17 protein-coding genes are annotated in these 22,971 nt (G+C 30.1%); 5 read left to right on the forward strand and 12 right to left on the reverse strand.

Annotated elements, in window-relative coordinates:
• Nucleotides 1–123: 123 nt before the first annotated feature.
• From NNC19_RS16785 to NNC19_RS16815, 7 genes are all read right to left on the reverse strand, one after another.
• Entirely contained in the window at nt 124–975 is an 852-nt protein-coding gene (locus tag NNC19_RS16785) for an alpha/beta hydrolase-fold protein (RefSeq protein ID WP_310939829.1), read from the reverse strand.
• Nucleotides 941–2,704, reverse strand: a complete 1,764-nt coding sequence (locus tag NNC19_RS16790) for a family 43 glycosylhydrolase (protein ID WP_310939830.1) — start codon at nt 2,702–2,704, stop codon at nt 941–943. Before NNC19_RS16790 ends, NNC19_RS16785 begins: the two co-directional genes overlap by 35 nt.
• Nucleotides 2,705–2,734: 30 nt before the next feature.
• Complete coding sequence (locus NNC19_RS16795) at nt 2,735–3,505, reverse strand: polysaccharide deacetylase family protein (RefSeq protein ID WP_310939831.1); 771 nt, start codon at nt 3,503–3,505, stop codon at nt 2,735–2,737.
• An 83-nt stretch (nt 3,506–3,588) separates the two neighbouring features.
• A complete protein-coding gene (locus NNC19_RS16800) occupies nt 3,589–4,941 on the reverse strand; it encodes a glycoside hydrolase family 43 protein (protein ID WP_310939832.1) in 1,353 nt (450 codons plus the stop codon).
• A 226-nt stretch (nt 4,942–5,167) separates the two neighbouring features.
• The gene (locus NNC19_RS16805) at nt 5,168–6,439 is read right to left on the reverse strand and encodes a glucuronoxylanase (protein ID WP_310939833.1); all 1,272 of its coding nucleotides are present in this window, start codon (nt 6,437–6,439) and stop codon (nt 5,168–5,170) included.
• A 1,075-nt stretch (nt 6,440–7,514) separates the two neighbouring features.
• Entirely contained in the window at nt 7,515–9,632 is a 2,118-nt protein-coding gene (locus NNC19_RS16810) for a carbohydrate-binding protein (protein ID WP_310939834.1), read from the reverse strand.
• 132 nt (nt 9,633–9,764) lie between these two features.
• Entirely contained in the window at nt 9,765–11,447 is a 1,683-nt protein-coding gene (locus NNC19_RS16815; protein WP_310939835.1) for an endo-1,4-beta-xylanase, read from the reverse strand.
• A 667-nt stretch (nt 11,448–12,114) separates the two neighbouring features.
• Between NNC19_RS16815 and NNC19_RS16820 the strand changes: the two genes are divergently transcribed.
• Nucleotides 12,115–13,179 (forward strand): histidine kinase, encoded by a 1,065-nt coding sequence (locus tag NNC19_RS16820; protein ID WP_310939836.1) that lies wholly within the window; start codon nt 12,115–12,117, stop codon nt 13,177–13,179.
• Nucleotides 13,157–13,816: a response regulator transcription factor gene (locus NNC19_RS16825; protein WP_310939837.1), complete on the forward strand. Its 660-nt coding sequence runs from the start codon at nt 13,157–13,159 to the stop codon at nt 13,814–13,816. Before NNC19_RS16820 ends, NNC19_RS16825 begins: the two co-directional genes overlap by 23 nt.
• Nucleotides 13,817–13,819: 3 nt before the next feature.
• On the opposite strand, the gene NNC19_RS16830 is transcribed toward NNC19_RS16825, so the two are convergent.
• Both NNC19_RS16830 and NNC19_RS16835 read right to left on the reverse strand, forming a co-directional pair.
• Entirely contained in the window at nt 13,820–14,386 is a 567-nt protein-coding gene (locus NNC19_RS16830; RefSeq protein ID WP_310939838.1) for a cytochrome b5 domain-containing protein, read from the reverse strand.
• Nucleotides 14,387–14,512: 126 nt separating this feature from the next.
• Entirely contained in the window at nt 14,513–15,805 is a 1,293-nt protein-coding gene (locus tag NNC19_RS16835) for a peptidoglycan-binding protein (RefSeq protein WP_310939839.1), read from the reverse strand.
• A 412-nt stretch (nt 15,806–16,217) separates the two neighbouring features.
• Here NNC19_RS16835 and NNC19_RS16840 point away from each other — a divergent pair, with 412 nt between their 5' ends.
• The 3 genes from NNC19_RS16840 to NNC19_RS16850 all read left to right on the forward strand — a co-directional run bounded on the left by NNC19_RS16840 (nt 16,218) and on the right by NNC19_RS16850 (nt 19,035).
• Nucleotides 16,218–17,831 carry a nucleoside hydrolase-like domain-containing protein gene (locus NNC19_RS16840; RefSeq protein WP_310939840.1) on the forward strand — a complete coding sequence of 538 codons (1,614 nt, stop codon included), beginning with the start codon at nt 16,218–16,220 and terminating at the stop codon, nt 17,829–17,831.
• A gap of 149 nt (nt 17,832–17,980) precedes the next feature.
• Entirely contained in the window at nt 17,981–18,355 is a 375-nt protein-coding gene (locus NNC19_RS16845; RefSeq protein ID WP_310939841.1) for a hypothetical protein, read from the forward strand.
• A gap of 266 nt (nt 18,356–18,621) precedes the next feature.
• Nucleotides 18,622–19,035, forward strand: a complete 414-nt coding sequence (locus NNC19_RS16850; RefSeq protein WP_310939842.1) for a hypothetical protein — start codon at nt 18,622–18,624, stop codon at nt 19,033–19,035.
• A gap of 64 nt (nt 19,036–19,099) precedes the next feature.
• On the opposite strand, the gene NNC19_RS23535 is transcribed toward NNC19_RS16850, so the two are convergent.
• The 3 genes from NNC19_RS23535 to NNC19_RS16860 form a co-directional block, all read right to left on the reverse strand.
• A complete protein-coding gene (locus NNC19_RS23535) occupies nt 19,100–19,285 on the reverse strand; it encodes a helix-turn-helix domain-containing protein (protein ID WP_396136449.1) in 186 nt (61 codons plus the stop codon).
• Nucleotides 19,286–19,403: 118 nt separating this feature from the next.
• The gene (locus tag NNC19_RS16855) at nt 19,404–21,587 is read right to left on the reverse strand and encodes a DNA topoisomerase III (RefSeq protein WP_310939843.1); all 2,184 of its coding nucleotides are present in this window, start codon (nt 21,585–21,587) and stop codon (nt 19,404–19,406) included.
• A 152-nt stretch (nt 21,588–21,739) separates the two neighbouring features.
• Nucleotides 21,740–22,954: an iron-containing alcohol dehydrogenase gene (locus NNC19_RS16860; RefSeq protein ID WP_310939844.1), complete on the reverse strand. Its 1,215-nt coding sequence runs from the start codon at nt 22,952–22,954 to the stop codon at nt 21,740–21,742.
• Between the last annotated feature and the right edge of the window lie 17 nt (nt 22,955–22,971).

The raw sequence follows: 22,971 nt of genomic DNA on the forward strand, positions 1-22,971 counted from the left end.
AAAACCATGAAAATTGCTTAAAGTATATTATAAATATATACTGTAAAAATTTGTATCTAAAAATTCTCAACTATAGTTATTAAATTAATTTTAACTTTTCATCTATATAAAATTTTTAAGCAACTAATTATTATATCCTGCTGCTTCTTCTATTTGTAGGAAATTCCACAAACTTGGTTTCCAAACACTCCAATCATGGCCTCTTCCTGGAAGTAACCAATAAGTATTAGGAATACCTTTAGAATCACAGAAATTGTGTACTCCTGCACCAAAGTTAATAAGTCCATCACTAGTTCCACAAGAGATGAATAGAAGTTTTAACTGCTTCTTTGCTGTATTTCCACCATCAGGAAATAATTGAGAATTTGAATGAGTGTTTGGAGCTGCAGAATAAGCACCAACATATCCAAATAAATGTAAGTTTTGTAAACCTATATTAAATGATTGTCCACCGCCCATTGAAAGGCCAGATATTGCTCTATGATTACGGTCAGTGTAAACAGAATAGTTCTTTTCTACATAAGGTATTAAGCTGTTTTTCAAATCGTTAGTTAAATTTTCATAACCATCATTTATTCCTGCTCCAGATGCGTTACAATTTGGCATTACTATTATTGAAGGCTTAATTTTCCCTGCTGCAATAAGATTGTCCGCAATGACATTAGCACTACCTCCACCAGAAGTCCAATCATCATCTTTTCCTCCTATGCCATGTAATAAATACATTACGCTGTATTTTTTATTTGCTGAATATCCTGGTGGTAGATAAATTTTTGCCCTTCGTTGACTTTTAGTTGCTGAAGACTGATAATAAATGTAATTAACTGTACCATGTGGAATATTATATTTCACCCTATCAAAATCTGATGGTGGCATACTTGGATTAGAAGCTGCTAATACATTTTTTGGTGATATTCCTAAAAATGTTATAAACATCAAGCTAATTAGTAGAATATTGAAAATCTTTTTTTTCATAATTTTTTCCCCCTTTAATATCTCTGTTAGCATTTCCTGCAGAAGAAAACATACTATTTTCCATAGCATTCAATGCAATACTATTTGTAATATTATGTGAACCAGTACCAGTTGTAGTTTGGCTAAATCTGAAATAATCAAAATCTGCATAACCACTAATATCAGAACCTGTAGTGTAATTAAATAAAGCATATCTATACCCTACAAACCATAATTTGTAGAAAAAGTCCATCTTTAAAGTACCACCTAGCTGTGTCCAACTGTTACCATCGTAGCTATAAAAGAACTTAGCTGTTTGTGCATTACAATCAGCATCAACTTTTAAGTAAACAGTATTATTAATAAGATTTACAGAAGTTTCTGAACCTGTAACATTATATTGAACAAGTTTCTTAGTTCCGTTGTCATTTCTTACTCCTATATACCCATATTTACTATGAAAAGCAGATAATCCAGCAATCTGTCCTGGTTTTATATTAGTTGCATCTAGTTTTACCCCTCCTGAAGATGTTGGCCCTTGTATTCTTTGCGTTAAAGTATTTCTTGCTTGAAGAAGATCAGAAGAATTACTTGTCTTAAGCCTTAACCATCCTGGACGTTCAGATGTAGTCCATTTTGAATTATCAGGATTATGATTCCATTGCCATTGAGAAAGTACATAACCCTGTGCATTAAATTCATCATTTGTACCAGGTGATTTTATTCCATTTCCTGCTGCTGGCTTTTTGTAAGTTACTGGTACTTTACCACTTCCATTTACACCTATCATAGGCCAGTTATTTTCCCATGTAACAGGAGCAACCTTTGGAATACGTCCAACTGCGCCTTTATCTTCAAATAGTACTGTCCAATTATAAATACCATCATCAACTACACATACTTGATGATTTCCACCATCATCTAAAATTACTTTTTGTTCATACGGACCTGTTATACTCTTAGATCTCCATGCTTTTTCTATACGTTGATAAGGTCCATTCTCCTTTACAGGTGTAGAAAGTATATAGTAATATCCATTTTTCTTGAAAATTCTGTTACCATCATGGCTGTTGCCACCATCAAAAATTTTCTTATTTATTCCTCCAGCTTTAACAAATTTGCAATCTGAATTCAGCTCTGTTAAAGTACATCCACCATTAACAAAATATACTTTTCCATCAGTATCAAAGAAAAGATCTCCATCATGTGCATATCCTAAGCCCTTGATTTCTGTAAAATCCCAGCCTCCAAAGCCCATTGGTTCATTCTTTGTACATACAAAAGTTTTACCTAGGTCTAATGAAGCAAAAGTAGCATAAAACTTGCCATTATGATATTTTAAGCTTGGTGCCCAGCACCCTTTACTATATACATTTTTTCCGTCTACCAAATTATAAGCATCTGCATGCGTCTTATCAATTCCACTCATTCCCACATCAATACGATCATATGCATATGAACAAATCTCCCAGTTTACAAGATCTTCTGATTTCAAAACAGGTAGTCCTGGCATATAATTAATACTAGAACATAACATATAATAGGTTGCTCCTACTTTTATAACAGAATTATCTGGATAATCTGCATACATAACAGGATTTTGAAAACTTCCATTTCCCAAATCTGATGTATATGCCTTAGCAGGACTAGAAGGAAATGATACTGTTGTTATCAACATACATGTCAGCATTAATATAGAACCTACCTTTTTAAAAGAAAACTTTCTTTTATATAGTCTATTTTTTAACATGTTAAAACCTCCTTACAATTTTATGTCTAGTTAATTTCCAGTTGTTATTTTCCTTACAAATGTTGTAATATTATCTGTATTAACAATGCCTATTCTTGGCATATTCATTAAATCACTCGAATCTGTAGCAAGTCCTCCCCCTACTTTAAAGGCCATTTTTACCTTTAAACTTTTTAAAACATTAACGAAATTTGAACTTGATTCACCAAATGGATATGCGAAGTAATTTACCGATTTACTTGTTATACCTTGAAGTTTGTTAGTTGCACCAGCTACTCTTCTTATTAATTCTGAAGCATTCAAATTTGCAATATGCCCATGTGTTGTAGAGTGATTTTCAAGCTCCACTTTATTATTAGCAACTGTTTTTAATTGTTCTTCATTCATTATTCTAATCATATCTGATGGGCTTCCCCAAGATGTGCCAATCTGATTGGTAACAACATATTCTGTAGAATTAAATCCATATTGTTTTAGTATTGGATATACATTGTAGTAAAAGTCTGATGTTGCTCCATCAAATGTCAAAAGAATTGGCTTTGCTGGCATAGAAGCTTTTTTAGTTATAATATTGTAAAATTGGTCATTTGTAAGTGTAGTATAACCATTGTTTTTTAAATAGTTCATTTCCTGTTTAAATTCATTTAAACTTATTTGCCATGTATCATTTTTATTAGCATTTACTTCAATTCTATGATACATCAATACTGGAATTTTTACTGGTGTTGCAGCCTTTGCATGTACTGCAAATGATGAAACCAAAACTACACTACTCATAATTGAAATAATAAACTTTTTCATTAAAATCCCCCTTATATGCTTCTTATTTTATCTTCAGTCCTCGAAGAAAAAAGCTGTCTTAATTTTCTTCCTGTAGACCACTACTATTTAAATTGCCACCAGTTCACATTAAACAAATAACCATTTCCACCAGTAAATTTTAGATATAAATCATGTACTCCTTTTGCACCATTTACATTACATGATTTAGTAACCCAAGATTGCCAGCCATCAGTACCTTGAACATTACAAGTTCCAACTAAAGTACCTGTTGGACTATCAATGCGAAGTTCAATGTTCCCACCACTGCTTGCCGAAGCTACTCTTGCATTAAAGGATGCTGCACCTGAACCAAAATTGACACCTTTAACCTTTATCCAATCGCCATTTTCAACAAAACTTACATCTTGTCCGCCTTCGCTGCATTTTTCTGTTTCAATACCTGATTCGGCACAAATTGTTTCAGCCTCGTTTTTTACATATGGATTTAAATTACCGATAGCAGTTGCACCTGTTGTGGTCATATTTATTGTTGGAAATGTTCCATCAGCATTGTATTTAAATTGCTCTACACATACTGAACGTGTGAAGCCACTGACTCCAGGCAAAGCACCATTATGATAGAAAAAGTATGAATTACCTTTATAATCAATTACTCCTGGATGATTTGTAAAACTTCTACCTTGAGTAGGCATGATTTTCCCCCTGTATTGCCATGGTCCAGTAGGGCTTTTACTTGTGGAATAACAAATATATTCTGGTATTCCTCCAGCTGCATAGACCATGTAATACATTCCATTTCGTTTATAGAACCATGGACCTTCTTCATACAAAGTTGGTCTTTGGCCATTACCGTTACGTACTCCAAAACCTGCTGTAGTTAAAGGTACCTTTACAATGCTTCCCGAATAGGAAATCATATCTTGATTTAACTTCACATAAAATAGATTAGGATTTCCCCAATATAAATAAGCTTGTCCATTGTCATCAATGAATACTGTTGAATCAATATCACCAGTACCAGTAGAAGCTAACGGATGTCCAAGAGCATCTTTAAAAGGTCCAGTAGGACTATCCGAAACGGCAACGCCTATTGCCATTCCCCCATTCTTTTGATTTACAGGTACATAATAATAGAACTTACCATTTCTAGGAATACACTGTCCAGCCCATGCATCACCTTTAGCCCAACTAAATGTAGAATAAGAAAGTGGTGAGCCACAATCCACCCAATTTACCATATCAGTTGTAGAATAGCATCTCCAATCTTTCATGGTATAGTTTGTTGATCCATCCTCATCATGTCCTGTATAAACATAACAGGTACCGTTATAAACCATAGGCGCAGGATCAGCAGTATAAATAGTTTGCACTATTGGATTCTCTGCATAGCATACCTCAGGAACAAGTAGAGAAATAGCAAATGCTAAAGCTAGCATATTACGAATTTTTTTCATAGAATCCCCCACCTTTTAATTGATTTTTCAGTATTTTGGTTCATGTAATTATTCATCCATAAACCTACACTAATTAATCCTTAATGTTTTTGTAATCGCTTCCAAAAAACTCAGAAAAATATTTTTAGCCTCACCCCCTAACTAAAATGTCATTTTTACCTATGAATACATATAAGCATTATTTAGATACTCCTTCCATATATCACCTCCTTAAATAAGTAATGTACTAATTAAGATCTGCTACAAATGTTGTTACACTTTGTGCTGGAAGTGATGCTGTAAAACTTCCGTTCGCTACATTTATATCAGTTGATTTAGCTAAGTTTTGTGATCCTGTTGTTACATATGGGGTTACTTTAGAAGTTGAACCATTTTGTATATTAAAACTTTGATTTAATGTAGTTGTTCCTTTATTTATTGCAATAATAACTGCTTTTTTATTCCCTTTATATGCAGATAAAAAAACATTTGTTGCTGGACTCTTTGCTACATCAACTCTTACATATCCTGGACGAACAAATTTAGAGAAGTGAGCCATCATATAACCTCTCTTACTTATGTTTCCATCTTCTTTCATAGGACCGTATTGTCTACGAATATACCACCATGTATACGCTTGGAAATTCCCTTCAACCATACAATTATTAATATGATTTGCAACATCCAATGCTTCAGGCCAACGATCTGCTGAATTAGCATCACTATTTGGAACATACACTTCTGTCATCCATAAATCTTTTCCAGCTCCTTTTTGATTAAAAAGAGAATATGGCATGTCTTTAACTTGAGTACCATAAGTATGAGTACCCAAAATATCTATATTTGCAAGAGCTTTTGGATCATTTAAAACAGGATTATACATATTTTTCTGATAAGAGAATGACTCTGCTGACATGACCTTACAACCTTTAATTGTTCCTACATAATCTCTTGTAAATGTATGAACTTCTTCTGGAGTCCACCAAGTCCAGTCCTTTCCATAATCAGGTTCATTTTGAATAGAAATAGCATATAGAAGTACACCATTATTCTTCATATATTGAACAAAATTATTAAGATGTTGTGCATACTCAGCATACTTATCATGTCTAAGCCTTTTCGCATTTGCATCACCATTATGATTAAATTTTTCAGTCAATGCAGCTGGTGGATTCCATGGAGTAGCAAAAACTAATGCCCCATGTGAAATCGCATTTTTTGCAGTTGCTAATTCTTTGTTCCAATTATTTTTATTATCATCTACAAAGATTCGGCAAACTGAAAAACCTAACTGATTATTTCCATTCCCAAAAGCTGTTTCTCTTTGAGCTGCTGTTAAATCACCAGCCCATGATACATGATTCATTCCTCCAAAGCCACGAATAACTTGTTTTGTTGATGATAAATTTACTGTAGCATTTGATGATGCTTTAACTGAAGTAGCTCCTCCATGAAATAGTACACATGTTGCTGAAAAAGCTAATAGTGATGCTACTATTTTTTTTATTTTTTTATTCATTTGAATTCCCCCATTTTACTCAATTCTAAATTTTATATTAATTGACTTTCGTTATCTGCCTTATCGGTGTATTTTTTCCCAATAAGTTACTGCAAAAATTTTGAATTATCAGACAATATTTTTTTATAAAAAGATATATTTTAATTTATTAAAATTAAAATACATATGTTATGGCTACACAATCTTGTTAATAAAATAATTTCATATTTGGGTTTAAGAAATAATTTTTTGATCTTTTTAACATTTTATTTTCCCCCCTAAAATAATATTTTTTCTCTTAAAATTTAAGTATTTCTAGAACCACAAATTTCATATATCACCCCTATCTATCTGTTTAATTTATATGAACACTGTCCTTTTCAGCTTAAAGAAATCTAATAAGTTATTACTCTAAAAAGAAAAAAACATTGAGCATAACTAATGTAAAATGTCTCTACTGTTATTACTACAAACAATGTATATTCACATTAAATATATTAAATAATTAAAAATCTCAAAGATACAAGTAATTTTCATTACAATCTTCGAGATAATAATACCAAATAATATATATTTTTACAATATTCTTATCGTAACATAGCGTTTTTTTATCCTAAACTGAAAATTTCATCCTTATTATTGAATCTATTATATATTTATTCAAACAGAACTATATTTAACAAGTATATTATTCATATCTTTACAAAACACACAAATATAGTCAAGATTCTAAGGATAACTTAATAAAAAAGTATTATAAATTAATAAATTCTAGTATTTCACACTAATTTTAGTATAGAATCATCCAAATTTATAGTCACCTTAGTAACTAAATCATACATTACTTTAGTAACACATTATCTAATCCCAAACATACTCTTACAATAGTAACAAAACATATCTATTAAAAAGAAAGGTCCTAAATGTATATATAGAAAACTTGATGAAATTTTTAAATATTTCTTTTCTTTAACTGTATAATATTTTAATCACAACAAAAAGCCCTATAAAGCAGGGTCCATAAAATTGAGAAATAATATCTCTTTTTATTAATTTTCTACTTTATAGGTTTCTATTTTACATTTAACTTTTTCACTTAATTGCTAGTTGGTTCAAATATCCATTGTTGATTAGCATATCCACCAATAGTCCACTGGCATACATTAGTCCCATCAGTTGTTCCAAAGTTATAATCATCTAAAGCCTTAGTTTTGTTACTACTCATAGTTGTTATAATATATGCTCCATTTTTTGACGAAGATTGTACAAAAAACTTTTGTGCATCATTTGAATATGAATTATAAATCTGAATGTTTGTACCATCCTTATTTTCACCATTGCTCACATCAAGCATATACTCACCTAATGCACTCTTTAATGTAATATATCCATTTCCTACATTCGTTAAGTACCATTTTTGTGCACCAGTTCCTCTTCCTGTACCAAGTTCAACGTTTTGACCTGCTTTTCCTACATTACTTGCAACTTGAAGATATTTTTGAGCATTAACATTTTTAATATAGTACCAACCATTATTAATTGTCCCTGAATTTTCTACCACAGTACCACTTTCTCCAGTATTAGCATCTTTGGAATTACCACTAAATTGCCAATAGTCTATATTAAATAAGTTAACATTGCCATTTCCAATAAATTTGAAGTATATATTATGAACACCACTTACAGCTTCTACATTACACTGCATTTCTTTCCACTTTTGTTCTCCACCTGTAGAACTTACATTTAGGCTTCCAATAACTTTACCATCTATACTATCTAAATGAATTTCTATCTTACCACCAACAGTTGATGCAATATTGGCTTTAAATGATTTAGCTCCATTTCCAAAGTCAGCCTTTGACACTGCAAACCAATCACCATTATTTATGCTTGTAACATCAAGATTAATACTACTTACCATACTTCCTGCTGCTTGAGATTTTTCAGTTGAAATACCACCATTCCATCCAATAGTTTCAGCTTCAATTCTTTTATAAGGATTAATATTTGCAATTTGTGGTACCCCTTGCATATCTTCTACCACATTATTCATACTACTTCCAGAATATGAAAGTTTATTGATATGAGGTGAACGATATCCTTTTGTAACTCCTAGAGCTTTTCCTAGAGTTTGAGCATGATAAACTACATACCACTGATTTTTAAATTGGAAAACACCATGATGATTGTTCCCACCTACTCCAAAATATGTTGCTGGATTTTTAAGGAAAGTTCCTGCATATGTGAATGGTCCCATAGGACTATTACTTGTCATATAAGCTACATCTCCTTTAGGTGGAGTCCCATTTGGATGATTACCAGAGAAATTTGAACAATAGGAATAATAATATTTCCCATTATACTTATGTATACCTGAGTCTTCAAACATAAATGGAGAGTCGATTGTGGCTGCACTTCCTTCTGTATGAATCATATCATTATTTAACTTCATTACCCTTGCTGTCTTAGGATTTGCGATTTGACTTTGTGAAGGATTATTTCCACCTGGTATTCCTCCACCAAAATATAAATAACCTGTTCCATCATCGTCCACTAATACTGCTGGATCAAATAGCCATTCAACATTACTTACACCTGAAGTACTTTTTGTGATCATAGGTTTTCCAAGAGGATCTGTCCATGGTCCAATTGGACTATCAGCTGTAAGAACTCCAATGCTTCCTGCATTATTTGCAAAATATAAAAAAAACTTTTCCTTACCATTTATAACCTTATGTGTAACCGCTGGAGCCCATGAGTTACTTGCCCATTTTGCTACACCTGCAGACCCTGCTACTGGAATTTCACCATGATCTGTCCAGTTCACCATATCATCAGATGATATAACAGTTATTTTATTGATTTTACTATAACTATTATCCTTGACTTTGCCACTATTATCATATTCATATATATCATTACTCATATATACATATACTCTACCATCATATACCATCACATATGGATCTGCTCCAAACTTATGAGATATAAGTGGATTAGAATTTCCTGGAGTTTTTCCTACAGCACCTGTAGTTTGATTTGTTGTAGATTGTACAACAAGAGAGTTATTAATACTACCAGAATTTTTAGCTATTTCAAATCCTCCACTTTCAATAACTTTATTATTTGATATTGCATTCGTTCTAGTAGTGTTTCCCCCTAAACTAAGTAATACTATACACACTAATAATAATATACTAGTTTTTTTTAACATTTATGCAATCCCCCTTAATATATAAACATTGCCCTTCTCCCTTAAGAAAATTTAAACAAATGGAGAAGAGCAATGAAAAAATATATAAATCTACTTACATATTACCTAAAGTTTTTCTTTTACTATCCATAATTAATTTTTAGTTGGTTCAAATATCCATTGTTGATTACTATATCCTCCAATAGTCCACTGACATACATTGGTTCCATCAGATGTTCCAAAGTTATAGTCATCTAAGGCCTTTGTTTGATTACTACTCATAGTTGTAATCATATATGCCCCCATTTTTAATGATGGTTTAATAGAAAACTTTTGTGCATTATGTCCATATGCATTATAAATTTGAATATTTGTACCATCTTTATTTTCACCATTACTTACATCAAGCATAAAATTACCTAATGCACTTTTTAATGTTACATATCCATCTCCTAAATCTGTCAAATACCACTTTTGTCCAAGAGCCCCCAATCCTGTACCAATATTAACATTTTGTCCTGCCTTTCCTGTGTTATTTGCGACTTGAAGGTATTTTTGAGCGTTAACATTTTTAATGAAATACCATCCATTCTGTAATGGTAATTTACTATCAGTAGAAGTTCCGCTGCCTCCATTAGAAGACCCACCACTAGTAGTATATCCTGCATCAAAATATGCTTTTATTACTGAATTATACGCATCTTTTTTTGTTGTATAACTAGAGTATAATAATGGTTTTTCATCTCTACGCCATGAAACATCATCACTTAATCCCCACCAAACTAGAGCAGTAATATTTGCTCCTGCTTTTTTAGATGATAGAATAGCGGACATTAAATCATAATAGTATTTACTTTGTTCTGATAAAGAAGTACACCCTACATCAAGTTCAGTAATTTGAATTTCAAATCCTGCTTTTGCAAATGCATCTAATGCACTTTTATAGTAAGCCACTGATGGAAATTTTGTAGTTAAATGAGATTGCATCCCAATTCCAGCACATATCTTTTTATCTGAATTTATATAATTAATCAAGCTAATAATATTATTAACTTCCATATATTCATTGTAGTCATTATAAAATAATTTAACTTTACTTGTTAATCCATACTTTTCTAATGTTTCATAAGCATACTTAAAGGCATCCTTTACAAATGCTGGCTTTGTATTAACACTTCCATAAATTTTCTGCCATCCTGAACCCGAATTACCTGCATGTAAGTATTCATTTACAACATCCCATGCATAAATTACACTTCCATATTTGCTTGAGAAAGCATGTCCCATAACAGTTTTTATGTAGAATTCCATTCTCTTATTCATAACATTTTGGCTTACATAGCCTCCATTTTTTGTGTATCCACTTCTAAAGTACCAATCTGGAGTTTGACTATGCCAAACAAGTGTATGACCACGCATTGATAACCCATTATCATAACAAGCTTTTAACATTTTATCTACATTTGTAAAGTCCAATTTTGGAACTGTACTTTCTGGGTAATTATCAGGAATATAATATCCAAGAGATTTTGCTTCTGATACAGATATCTGATTTGCTGAATACCCTAAAATATAATCAGGTTTCATTTCATTTCCTACAGTTATACTGTTATATTCTTTCTTTGCATATCCTAATACTTTATTATCTAAAATCTCAGACTGTACTAATGCATTTCCAACCTTATCAAATACTTTTCCATAAGTGCTCATTAAATTAGCATTTTCTATATCACTTGTAGTTGCTGCTTTTACTGATGTAGAAACCCCTATAGCTACTAAAGAAGTTATAGAAAAAGTTAATAAAGACAACACTATTTTTCTTGCCTTACTATTCATTTTTTATTCCCCCCATTTTATTTCATAAATTGATTAAGACAATACACTACGATACTTCCCATATAATATCTGTAATACTTTTATTATCACCCTCCATTCAAAATATAATTATATTAAATAAAAATAATTGTCCCCACAAATACAAAAATTAACATATTGTTAAATTCATATTAGGCTACAATTTATTTTATCGTAATATATCTTCTTTTATCTTAAAGTTAGATTTCATCGTTTTTTGAGCGAAAATTATCTGAATGATATTGATAAACTCTATGATTAGAAATTCTTTTAGAAGATTCATAGATGAGATAAGAATCTTTAAGATATTTGTTCTATTTGAAAATTTGTCACTAATAAATAAACTAAATTATCTACTAAATATTTGCCAAATAATCTTTTATAATTAAATGTTAATATAAAATGCGAAAATTTTATAGTTACATTAGTAATCAAATGATATATGACTTTAGTAACATATTGTTTAATACTTCTTAAATGTTATAATGTAAAAAAGATTTTAATTATACAGAAAGGTAACTAAATATCTATGTATAGAAAGTATTTTGAAATATTTAAGCACTTTTTAGCTATTTTCATATTTATTAAAGCTTATTATTTATTTAATGATAGAAGTTTTTTAATGTTTATTTTATTTTTTATAATCATTATGGTTATAGTAAATGATCATATTAGACAGTCTAATTTTATAAAAAATTCAATTTATATACATGATATTTCCTTATTATTATCTATTTTAGGAACTTCAATTTTAGCATTTTTTATAAAAGGATTGGAAGCTAATATTTTTACAACCTTCCCATTATCATATCTTTTAATTTTAAAAGGTAAAAGATTATTAATGTTATTCTATATACATTTTTTATTATATTTAATGTTAATGATTTCTTTTATTGGAATGCCAAATAGTTGGATGAGTCTTTCAGCTTTGATTCCTAGCATATTTGGTTATTTTGCTATTGTTTATAACATATACTCTGAAATTAGAATTAGTAAAGAAAAAGAAAAAATAAATGAATTGAATAGAAGCCTTAAATTAGCCAATATAAAACTTCGTAAATATTCACTTGAAGTAGAAGAATTAACTGCAACTAAGGAAAGAACTATGATGTCTCAAGAACTCCATGATTCAGTAGGACATTCTCTAATGGCACTTGTTATGTATATAGAATTTGCAAAAAAAATGTGTGATGTAAATCCTAAAAAAGTAAAAGAAGTATTGATTAAATCAGAAGATATTGCAAAATCAAGTATTAGTGATTTAAGAAAGGCGGTTAGCTTACTTAAAGAAGAACGAAGAATTGAATATTTCAATAACTCTATTAAAGATATAATTAATAATTTTAATATGATAAATGATATAAAAATCAATTTTGATACAACTGAAAACTTAGACAACTTAAATACAATTATAAAAAGTGCCATGTATAATACTATCAAAGAATCTATAACAAATAGCATTAAGCATGGTCAATCAACAAATATAGATATAAAAATTTCCCTTAAGAATAATATACTAAGACTTATTTTAAATGACAACGGAATTGGATGTGCTGAAATTATAAAATCAAATGGATTACTTGGAATTGAAAGTCGAGTAAATTCTTTGAATGGGTCAGTTAAATACTCTAATAATAGTATGGGTTTTAGTATCAATATATATATTCCTATATTAATGGAGGAAATTCAAAATGATAAATGTTATACTAGCTGATGATCAAAAAATAATAAGAGAAGGTATAAGGATGATTTTAAGCTTAGATAAAGAAATTAATATAATTGGTGAAGCTGAAAATGGACAAGAACTTATTAAACTTGTAGAAAATACTATTCCCAATATTATCCTTATGGATGTTAGAATGCCATTAATAGATGGTGTAAAAGCAACTAAACTTATTAAAAACAGATATAAGAATGTGAAAATAATAATACTAACAACATTTAATGAAGATGAGTACATATTTAAAGCAATTAAGTATGGAGCTGAAGGCTATTTATTAAAAGATGCAGGTTCAGAATGTATAATAAAAGCAATAAAATCAGTTAATAATGGAGGAATGTCACTTGACCCTGATGTAACTATAAAAGTTGTTAAAGCATTTAACTCAATTGCTAACGAAAATCAGGATTATGAAGTTGACAATTCAAGTGATAAATTAGATTTGCTTACCCCAAGAGAAATAGATGTGGCAAAGCTAGTTGCCCAAGGAAAAAGTAACAAAGATATTTGTCAATTGCTCTTCTTAACAGAAGGAACTGTAAAAAACTATGTTACAAGAATCCTTGGAAAACTTGAATTAAATTGTAGAACTGAACTAGCTTTATTTATTAATAGAACTAATTTAGAATGAACTTTAATCCCTTTGTACTATCATAGTTTTATCTAACAACTGTGATAGTCCTGCTTTTTTCCATTGTTCCACCTCATTAGTAGCTTCTTCAAGGGTTTTTCCCTGACCTACAAACACACCTATCATAATATATTTTTGAAATAAATGTTCTAAATTCATTCCTCCATTTTTCTCTTCTAATGCATCATTAACTAATGGGGTAATGTATCTAACCCAATCATCAGGGCTAAAATCGTATGTCTCTACCATCCTAACTCCAACTTGTTCTTTTTCATTTCCATATGTAATCATTCCGACCCTAGGTGTACTATCCAAAATTTCCATATTTCCATGACAAGAATTAAATTCACTAGTTAAATCTTTACCTGCTATAAGCCCAAAATGTTTTCCTCCAACCCAATTTTTATTTTTACTTAGATCATAAACTATACCATTAACGGCAATATACACAGGATTACCATCACTTCCATCATACTTTGATAGCTCTTCTAATGTAAATTCTTTTTCAACTCTACAATAAGTATTGCCTATAAGTTCTCTAATAGTTTTGAAATCAAAATAAATTGACATAAATACCTCTTTATTATTTATAATGATAATATATACTTCTATATAAATATAAATATGTTCATAATATCACTTTTATAAAATCACAGGTGAATTTGAAGCCTGTGATTTTATATTTCTTATTTATCTTCACTTTCTACTTGATTCAGTAGTTTTAAGTTCTGCAAGTTTTGTCACCCCAACATAAATATCTGATATCTTATACCATGTTGCATAATCAACAACTCCAATTTGTGGTAATGTGAAAATTTGTTGAAATATCTTAACTGCATCAGCAGTTTTTTCAGTGTACTGTCCATCCTCAACTTGCTTTGGAATTAAAGGATAATTTTTAGCTATTCTATTTAATTGTCCTTGAATTACTTTAACTGCTTCTCCAGATGTTCCAATATTTAAATCTTTCCCTGGATATGACTTTGGACTTCCTGAAACTTTTTGAGCTGTAACTAATTCAATATCATCTCCATAATAATGTGTCAATATCCTATATGGGTCTAATCCTTCAGCTCCTAATTTTTGACTTCCCCATTGACTTAACCACTCTGGACAACTAACACTCTTCCCATCACAGTATTGTGAAAAAAGAGGCTGTTTCTTTCCTCTTCTTTTTATATAAGTAGAAAAAATTTCATCTACAATTTGACTTATATTATCATATATGTTTCTACCATAACTAAATGCTTGATCATAAGCTGTAGAATTTGTAATATCAAAATTTTTCCCTTTTCCTCTATACCATTCAGTAAAAATTCTATTTAATGTAAAGGATACAATACAAAAAACATTTGCTTTTATTGCTGAATCTGCCCAAGTAGAATATATTTCACATGAAGCCACATTTTTAATATAATCTTTAAATTGTACCCTATAATTTTGAGCTGATGTATCATCTGGGACTCCTTGATGAACAGTAATATACTCTGGAACTACAGGTTGAGCTAATACAACCCCTGAACTTGGAGGTGGTAATGGTTTATCCACTTGTTCTGGTATTTTGGGCGGGAAATTTCCATATAAAGTATTTGGTTGTACACTTATAACATCTTGCCTCATATCTCCTCTTCCTAAACTAGGTTCCAAATTGCATATTTGATACGCAACTCTAGTAGGAAGTATTTGACAACCATTTATTGTTAATGTTTTAAATCCTTCTCTCTCAATAGTTATATTATACAAACTATATGGCATCTTATCATTGTATATGTCTAAAGAATATTCTAATGGTGGTGTTGTTAACTCTATTTCTTGTGTTAATCCTGCTGAATCTGTAACCAAGTCAATACCTTGTAAACTCTCACTTCCTTCTGCTCTCTTTACAATTACCTTAGCTCCATCAATAGGAATATAATCACGACCTCTAAAACATTGGATTTTTAATCTTCCTTCTTTGTTTAGTAAATTGGTCTTATCTGAATTCTCCATATATTGCCTCTCAATACTTTTTATCAGATTATTATATTTATTTAAATTAATATTTATTACTGCTCCATAACAAAAGATAGAAAAGCTTGTAATTATCTACTTTTAAAATATGTCATGATTATCAATCATCATACTGATGGTACTCAGGAATGTATCATTTTTTCATTGACAGGAACCATTGTAAATGTTATCATGTAAATATAAAGAAATTACTCTAAATGTATTTTAGGATTGTTACTGAATTTGCAGGCTATACCTAAATATTTCTGAAATTATAATTTTTCAGAAATATTTAGGTTTTTTTATTTGTAAAAACTCTTTTCTTTATTATAAACACGCGTGATTAAAGAAATGATTTTTAATAAAAACATTAACTAAAAATATAAATCAGAAGATTTGAGGTGTTACTAAGATGAAAAGAATGTACAAAAACTTTTTTCTTTTTTCAATTCTATTAATATTACTGCTTTGCACTAATACACTTTCAGCATGTCAAAATAATATAACCACTAAGAAAACAGAAGAAGATAAACAACCAACAACATCTGTAAAAACTGAAAAGGCTCGTACTGTTATTACAACAGATGGAGAAGTAGATGATATGAACTCAGTAATCAGATTTCTTCTTTATTCAAATGAAGTTGATTTATCTGGTATAGTTTTAACAAGTTCTAAGTTTCATTATGCAGGAGATGATAAAGCTGGAATTAAACCATATCGTTGGACTGGAACAGAATGGATTCAAGAATTTATTAACGGATATGAAAAAATTTATCCTAATTTAAATGTACATGCTGATGGTTATCCAAAGCCAGAATACTTAAAAAATATAACCAAAATTGGAAATATCAAAAATGCTGGAGAAATGGAAGAGATAACAGAAGGTTCTGAATTATTAAAGAAACTTTTCTTAGATGATGATGATAGAAAGCTTTATGTTCAAACCTGGGGTGGTACAAACACTACTGCACGTGCTTTAAAATCCATTGAAGATCAATACAAAAATACTGCCGAATGGGAATCTATCCAAAAAAAATTAAACAATAAACTTGTTCTTTACATTATTTTAAATCAAGATGATAGTTATAATGATTATATATCTCAAAAGTGGCCTAACATACAAATAATAAATGATGCTAGTAATTTTTGGCGTTTTGCATATGCCTGGAAAATGAACCCTAGCCAAGTAAATAATTCATTGCAAGGCGACTGGCTCTATAAAAATATAAAATCAGATCATGGAGATTTACTAAGCAAATATGCTTTAATAGGTGATGGAAATTATATTAAAGGTGAACTTGAAGAAGAACAAAGAGGAACTGATTCATATCTTCAAAAAAATTCTCAATATAAAAAATACGACTTTATATCTGAAGGAGATTCACCATCATTCTTATATTTAATTAATAATGGTCTAAGAAGCTTGGAAAATCCATCTTATGGTGGTTGGGGTGGTAGATTTGAAACTATTAATGATAAGTTGTCAAAGAATACTTCATTAGATTATGATCCTTACACCAATCAATATGAAGCAGAATATTCTTTAATGCGTTGGTTTGATGATATTCAAAATGATTTCGCAGCAAGAGCTGATTGGGCTATTAAAACAACTTATAAAGAAGCAAACCATAATCCAATTTTATCCATTAAAGAAGGAATTGATTTAACTGCTTCACCAGGTGAAAAAATCACTCTTCATGCTGAAGCATCAGACCCAGATGATGATAGCCTTACCTACAAATGGTGGCATTATGCTGAAGCTGATACTTATGAGGAATCTAAAGTTTCAAAAAATAGTATAGAAGAAACTAAAGACCAAGATTATTTATTTAGTATTTACCGTAAATTAGCTAAGGATGAAGTTGTAGATAACATCACATTAGATGAAAGTAATACTGATTCAACAACTTTCACTATCCCCAAAGATGCAAAATCAGGAGATACAATACATATCATTGCTGAAGTAAAGGATAGTGGCAACTTTAATCTTAAGAATTATCAACGTGTAATTATAACAGTTAAATAATTATCTTTTAAACCACATCTTATTAGTTTAAGAATGTGGTTTTTTCACTGATGTGAATTTATTAATGATTAGTCGAATATAATTAATCATTAATAAGAATTTTTATAATTTTCATTAGTATTATAAAAATATAAAAGGGAGAATTCATTATGTCACAAGTTATCGATTCTAAAACAGAAAAACATTCTTATGCTGCTTTGTTTGCAAAAGAAAACATTGAGACAACACTAACCCTTATTTACACTGAAAGTTCAGGTAGCTTCAGAGTTAATTATGATTCCAAGTTTTCAGGAATAAAGGAAGGTCATATTCAAGGCGGTCCCATTGATATTTCAGGAAACACCTCAATTGTTGTTAATAATAATCCCAAAGTAAGCGTTATAATCAGCCAATTTCATTATGATATTCCCAATAATTATATTTCATTACACATTACTATAACAGTAGATATTCCAATAATCGGAAACCAAATTATTTATAATCAAACACTTAGTGGAACATCCAATACTACTCTTACTAACTAATAAATTATTCTAACAAAATTACAACATTAATTATCCTATTTTTTATCATTTACCAAAAAATAAAAATGACAAAAGTCCTACAAAAAATGTGACTGAGGATATCTATTAATTAAATATAAAAAAAGTATAATAAAAAGTATAGGTTAGTTAACATCTCTTTATAAAATTTAAGTTTTAATTACCCATTGGAATTAATGATATTTTATAATTTCTAATTTAGTTATATGATCAATTATATTATATATAACAAGGAGTATGATTATATTATGACACAAGACGAAATCGAAATGATGTTGAATATGCCACAAAAAGAATTCAAAAAATATTTAGATACGAAATATAAAAATCAAATATCAGAATTACAAGCTCAAGGTTATTCAGATAAAGATTTACATAGGCAAATGGATTTGGATAGAGCAGCTTTAAAAGCTGCTGGAATAAAACCAAGTTATTTAATTCCAACTTCTAGCCCACAATTGTTAGAATGTGAAGATTGGGAATGTCATATTCCATACGAAGGTAAATGGGAATTTATTGAAGGCACCCCATTACTAGATGAAGGCTATTCTAGAGATACACTTGCAATGGCACTCATAGCTAATATGGGATTAAACAGATTAATAGATATTTTACCAACAGAAAGTATTAATGAATTGAAAAAAATCATGTCTAATACCTAGCATTTAATTGCTAGGTCATTTCTTCATAATTAAAACATATAAACTTAGAAGAAGATACAATTTATTAAAATTTATCATTTAAAACTTCGCTAGAACACACCTCACTTAATTTAAGCAAGTTTAATATTTCTACACTATTTTTATGTGTCTTAATTATATTTTTTTCTTTTAAATTTTGAAAAGCTCTAGCAACTTGTATTCTTGATGCTCCAACGATTGTTGCTATATAATCTTGATTTAACTCAATTATATTATTTTATATGGCCCATTATTCAAAAATAAATATATAATCAATCGTTTTTTTATATTTCAGAAAAATAAGAGTTAGATTACTTGTAATAATAATCTAACTCTTACATCTTTACTTTTTATTTATCATCAAACTTAAACCCACCCAAAAGTGCAGCAAATGGGCTTTCTTCTGCTTGCTCTGCTTCCTTCTTAAGCTTCTTCATATAATTATTAACTTGTCTTTTATCTACCTTACCATTCTTATCAAATCTCTTTTCGAATTGAGTAGCCTTTTCTCTAAAATTACAATTAGTTCCTGGACAAACATAGATTTTACCTTCTCCTTGTCCTCTAAGTTCTAACTTTTTCTTACACTCTGGACATCTAGCATTAGTAAGCCTTGCCAAGTTTTCTCTATAACCACATTCTCTATCTTGGCATACAAGCATTCTTCCATTCTTACCATTAACCTCAAGTAAATACTTACCACAGTTAGGGCACTTCTTACCTGTTTGATTATCATGATGAAATTTTGCTTTTCCACCCTTAACATCATTAACAAGCTTTGAAGCATATTTCTTCATGTCTTCAACATATACATTGGAATTTGCTTTTCCTTTAGCTATATCATCTAATTGTTTTTCCCACTTTGCAGTTAGTAATGGTGATTTTAAATCTTCTGGAACTAAATCTATTAGTTGTTTTCCTTTTGAAGTTGGGTAAATATCTTTTCCCTTCTTTTCTATAACAAAAGAATTAAATAACTTTTCTATTATATCAGCTCTAGTTGCAACTGTTCCAAGTCCTCCTGTTTCTCCTAAAGTTTTTGATGCTTCTTTATTCAGACTTACATACTTTTGAGGATTTTCCATAGCAGATAATAATGTAGCTTCATTAAATCTAGCTGGTGGTGTAGTTTGTTTCTTCACCATATTTACTGATTCTATTTTAAGCTTATCACCCTTATTAATTGTAGGTAATTCTTGATCCTTTTCATCTTCGTCTATGGAATCTCTTTCATATAACTTCTTCCAGCCCTTAACTTTAGTAATATTTCCTTTAGCTGTGAATACTTCTCCATTAATACTAACCTTAACTGTTGTTTGTTCATATTCATAAGGTGGTAACATTACACTTAAAAATCTTTTAACTACAAGGTTATATATATTTCTTTCCCCTGTTCCAAGTGTAGCTAAACTTCCCTTTTCTTCTGTAGGAATAATAGCATGGTGATCAGAAACCTTAGAATTATCTACAAAACTCTTATTTCCCTTAACACCTTGTCTAAGCAATTGTTCCGTATACACTCTGTACTCCCCAGTTCCTATTGCCTTAAGTCTATCAGGAATTGTTGCAACTATATCTGTTGTTACATATCTTGAGTCGGTTCTTGGATATGTTAAAAGTTTATAATTTTCATATAATCTTTGCATATAATTTAATGTTTCTTTAGCTGAATAACCCCATATTTTGTTAGCATCTCTTTGTAGTTCTGTTAAATCATATAGTGGAGCTGAATATTTCTTTTTAAGAGATTTAGTAACTTCTATTACCTCACCCTCTGCTCCTTGAGTTTTAGATACTAGGGATTTTGCAGCTCCTTCATTATAAATTGAAGAATTTCCTTTACTATCAGCCCAGCTTAATTTAAAACCTTTTGCACTTGCATTTATTTTGTAATAATCTACTGGCTTAAAGTTTCTGATTTCTTCTTCTCTGTCAACTATCATTGCAAGTGTAGGTGATTGAACTCTTCCTGCTGATAATTGAGCATTATATTTGCAAGTTAAAGCTCTAGTTACATTTAATCCAATTAACCAGTCTGCTTCTGCACGACAAACAGCAGCTTTAAATAAATTTTCATATTCTCTTGCATCTTTTAGATTATTAAATCCATCTAAAATTGCTTTTGTTGTTTGAGAAGATATCCATAATCTTTTTAATTTTTTATGTACTCCTGCTTTTTCAATAATCCAACGAGCCACAAGCTCTCCTTCTCGCCCTGCGTCTGTAGCTATTATAATTTCATCTATATCACTTCTAAGCATTTGTTTTTTTACATCATTATATTGTTTAGTAGTCTTTTTCAAAATTGAAAGTTTCATGTATTTTGGTAACATTGGTAGTGTTTCCATGCTCCAGTTTTTGTATGAATCTCCATATCCTTCGGGGTCCATAAGTCCAACTAAATGTCCAAGTGCCCAAGTTACTACATATTTATTTCCCTCTATATAGCTACCTTTATTATTATTACATTTTAAAACTTTAGCTAATTCCCTGCCTACTGAAGGTTTTTCAGCCAAAACTAATATTTTACTCATTATTTTATCTCCTATTTCTCCATTTATTCTAATAATCATTATAACCTAACTTTTTAAATTAACCTAATAAAAAGCTCTATTTGTGAATAAAAATTTAAGGCATAGTAAAGAATTTAAACCTCTATACTATGCCTTTTTAGTCCACAATTGAATTACGCTATTAAATTTTCTTCCTTATTCATAAGCTTCTTCAACAATCTTACACAATCTTCTTTATTCATAATTTTAGGAACTGGATAAGTTGGATTAGCTTCTTTTAATGCTCTATGTACTATTACATCAAAATCTTTTTCTTCTAACTCTTTTACTACTGTTGGAATATCTAATTTCTTATTTAATTCTTTAATTCTTTCAATAATATTAAAAGCTAACTCTTTCTCAGAACTTCCTTTTATTCCTACATAAGTAGCTATTTTAGCAAGTTTACCACAAGCAGATTCCCCATAGTATTCCAAAACATAAGGAAGTAAAATAGCATTAGCCAATCCATGAGGTATTCTATACAACCCACCTAAAGCATGTGCTATAGCGTGTACATATCCTACATAAGCTCTTGTAAATGCTAGTCCTGCATAATTTGATGCTAACAGCATATTATTGCGCCCATCTATATTATATCCATCATTATATACCAATTCTAAATTTTCAAATATCATCTTAATAGATTTTAAAGCATACTCATCTGTAAATTCTGTTCCATCATTCCCTATAAAAGCTTCAACAGCATGAGTTAATGCATCTAATCCAGTTGCAGCTGTAACATGCTTTGGAAGAGCAATAGTTAATTTAGGGTCAAGTATTGCACACTCAGGCATAAGCTTTGGATCACCAATTGCATACTTTTCATGATTAGTCGAATCTGTAACAACTGCTGCAATAGTACTTTCTGACCCTGTTCCTGCTGTTGTTGGAACTGCAAAGAAAGGTGGCATAGGATTTTTTACTTTTAAATACCCTCTAAGATCTTTAACCTGTAAGTTCTTATTTGTAGCCCTGGCTCCAATAACTTTAGCACAATCCATTGGTGATCCTCCACCAAAAGCAATTATCCCTTGACATCCATTTGATTCATAGACTTTTAAGCCTTCTTCTATATTTTCTACTATAGGATCTGCTTGCACATTATTAAAAATAGAATATTTAATGTCATTTTCCTTTAAACCTTCTATTAATTCATCTAATAATCCAAGACTAGTTATTATCTTTCCTGTTACAATTAAAACATTATCTATATTCCTATCCTTAAGGACTAAAGGTAACTTACCTACACTTCCTTCTCCAGATATTATACTTTGTTCTTTATATTTTAACATTTTAAGAGCAGTTCTAAATGCAGCTTGATACATTCTATAATACCCTTTTTTCATTTTCCAAATCATGTTTT

Origin of the sequence: Clostridium sp. SHJSY1 (genome assembly GCF_031626875.1) — a bacterium.
Lineage (GTDB): Bacteria > Bacillota > Clostridia > Clostridiales > Clostridiaceae > Clostridium.

Coding starts and splice junctions, on each gene's coding strand:
- NNC19_RS16785 (WP_310939829.1), bottom strand. CDS start 975: ATGAAAAAAAAGATTTTCAATATTCTACTAATTAGCTTGATGTTTATA.
- NNC19_RS16790 (WP_310939830.1), bottom strand. CDS start 2,704: ATGTTAAAAAATAGACTATATAAAAGAAAGTTTTCTTTTAAAAAGGTA.
- NNC19_RS16795 (WP_310939831.1), bottom strand. CDS start 3,505: ATGAAAAAGTTTATTATTTCAATTATGAGTAGTGTAGTTTTGGTTTCA.
- NNC19_RS16800 (WP_310939832.1), bottom strand. CDS start 4,941: ATGAAAAAAATTCGTAATATGCTAGCTTTAGCATTTGCTATTTCTCTA.
- NNC19_RS16805 (WP_310939833.1), bottom strand. CDS start 6,439: ATGAATAAAAAAATAAAAAAAATAGTAGCATCACTATTAGCTTTTTCA.
- NNC19_RS16810 (WP_310939834.1), bottom strand. CDS start 9,632: ATGTTAAAAAAAACTAGTATATTATTATTAGTGTGTATAGTATTACTT.
- NNC19_RS16815 (WP_310939835.1), bottom strand. CDS start 11,447: ATGAATAGTAAGGCAAGAAAAATAGTGTTGTCTTTATTAACTTTTTCT.
- NNC19_RS16820 (WP_310939836.1), top strand. CDS start 12,115: ATGGTTATAGTAAATGATCATATTAGACAGTCTAATTTTATAAAAAAT.
- NNC19_RS16825 (WP_310939837.1), top strand. CDS start 13,157: ATGATAAATGTTATACTAGCTGATGATCAAAAAATAATAAGAGAAGGT.
- NNC19_RS16830 (WP_310939838.1), bottom strand. CDS start 14,386: ATGTCAATTTATTTTGATTTCAAAACTATTAGAGAACTTATAGGCAAT.
- NNC19_RS16835 (WP_310939839.1), bottom strand. CDS start 15,805: ATGGAGAATTCAGATAAGACCAATTTACTAAACAAAGAAGGAAGATTA.
- NNC19_RS16840 (WP_310939840.1), top strand. CDS start 16,218: ATGAAAAGAATGTACAAAAACTTTTTTCTTTTTTCAATTCTATTAATA.
- NNC19_RS16845 (WP_310939841.1), top strand. CDS start 17,981: ATGTCACAAGTTATCGATTCTAAAACAGAAAAACATTCTTATGCTGCT.
- NNC19_RS16850 (WP_310939842.1), top strand. CDS start 18,622: ATGACACAAGACGAAATCGAAATGATGTTGAATATGCCACAAAAAGAA.
- NNC19_RS16855 (WP_310939843.1), bottom strand. CDS start 21,587: ATGAGTAAAATATTAGTTTTGGCTGAAAAACCTTCAGTAGGCAGGGAA.
- NNC19_RS16860 (WP_310939844.1), bottom strand. CDS start 22,954: ATGAAAAAAGGGTATTATAGAATGTATCAAGCTGCATTTAGAACTGCT.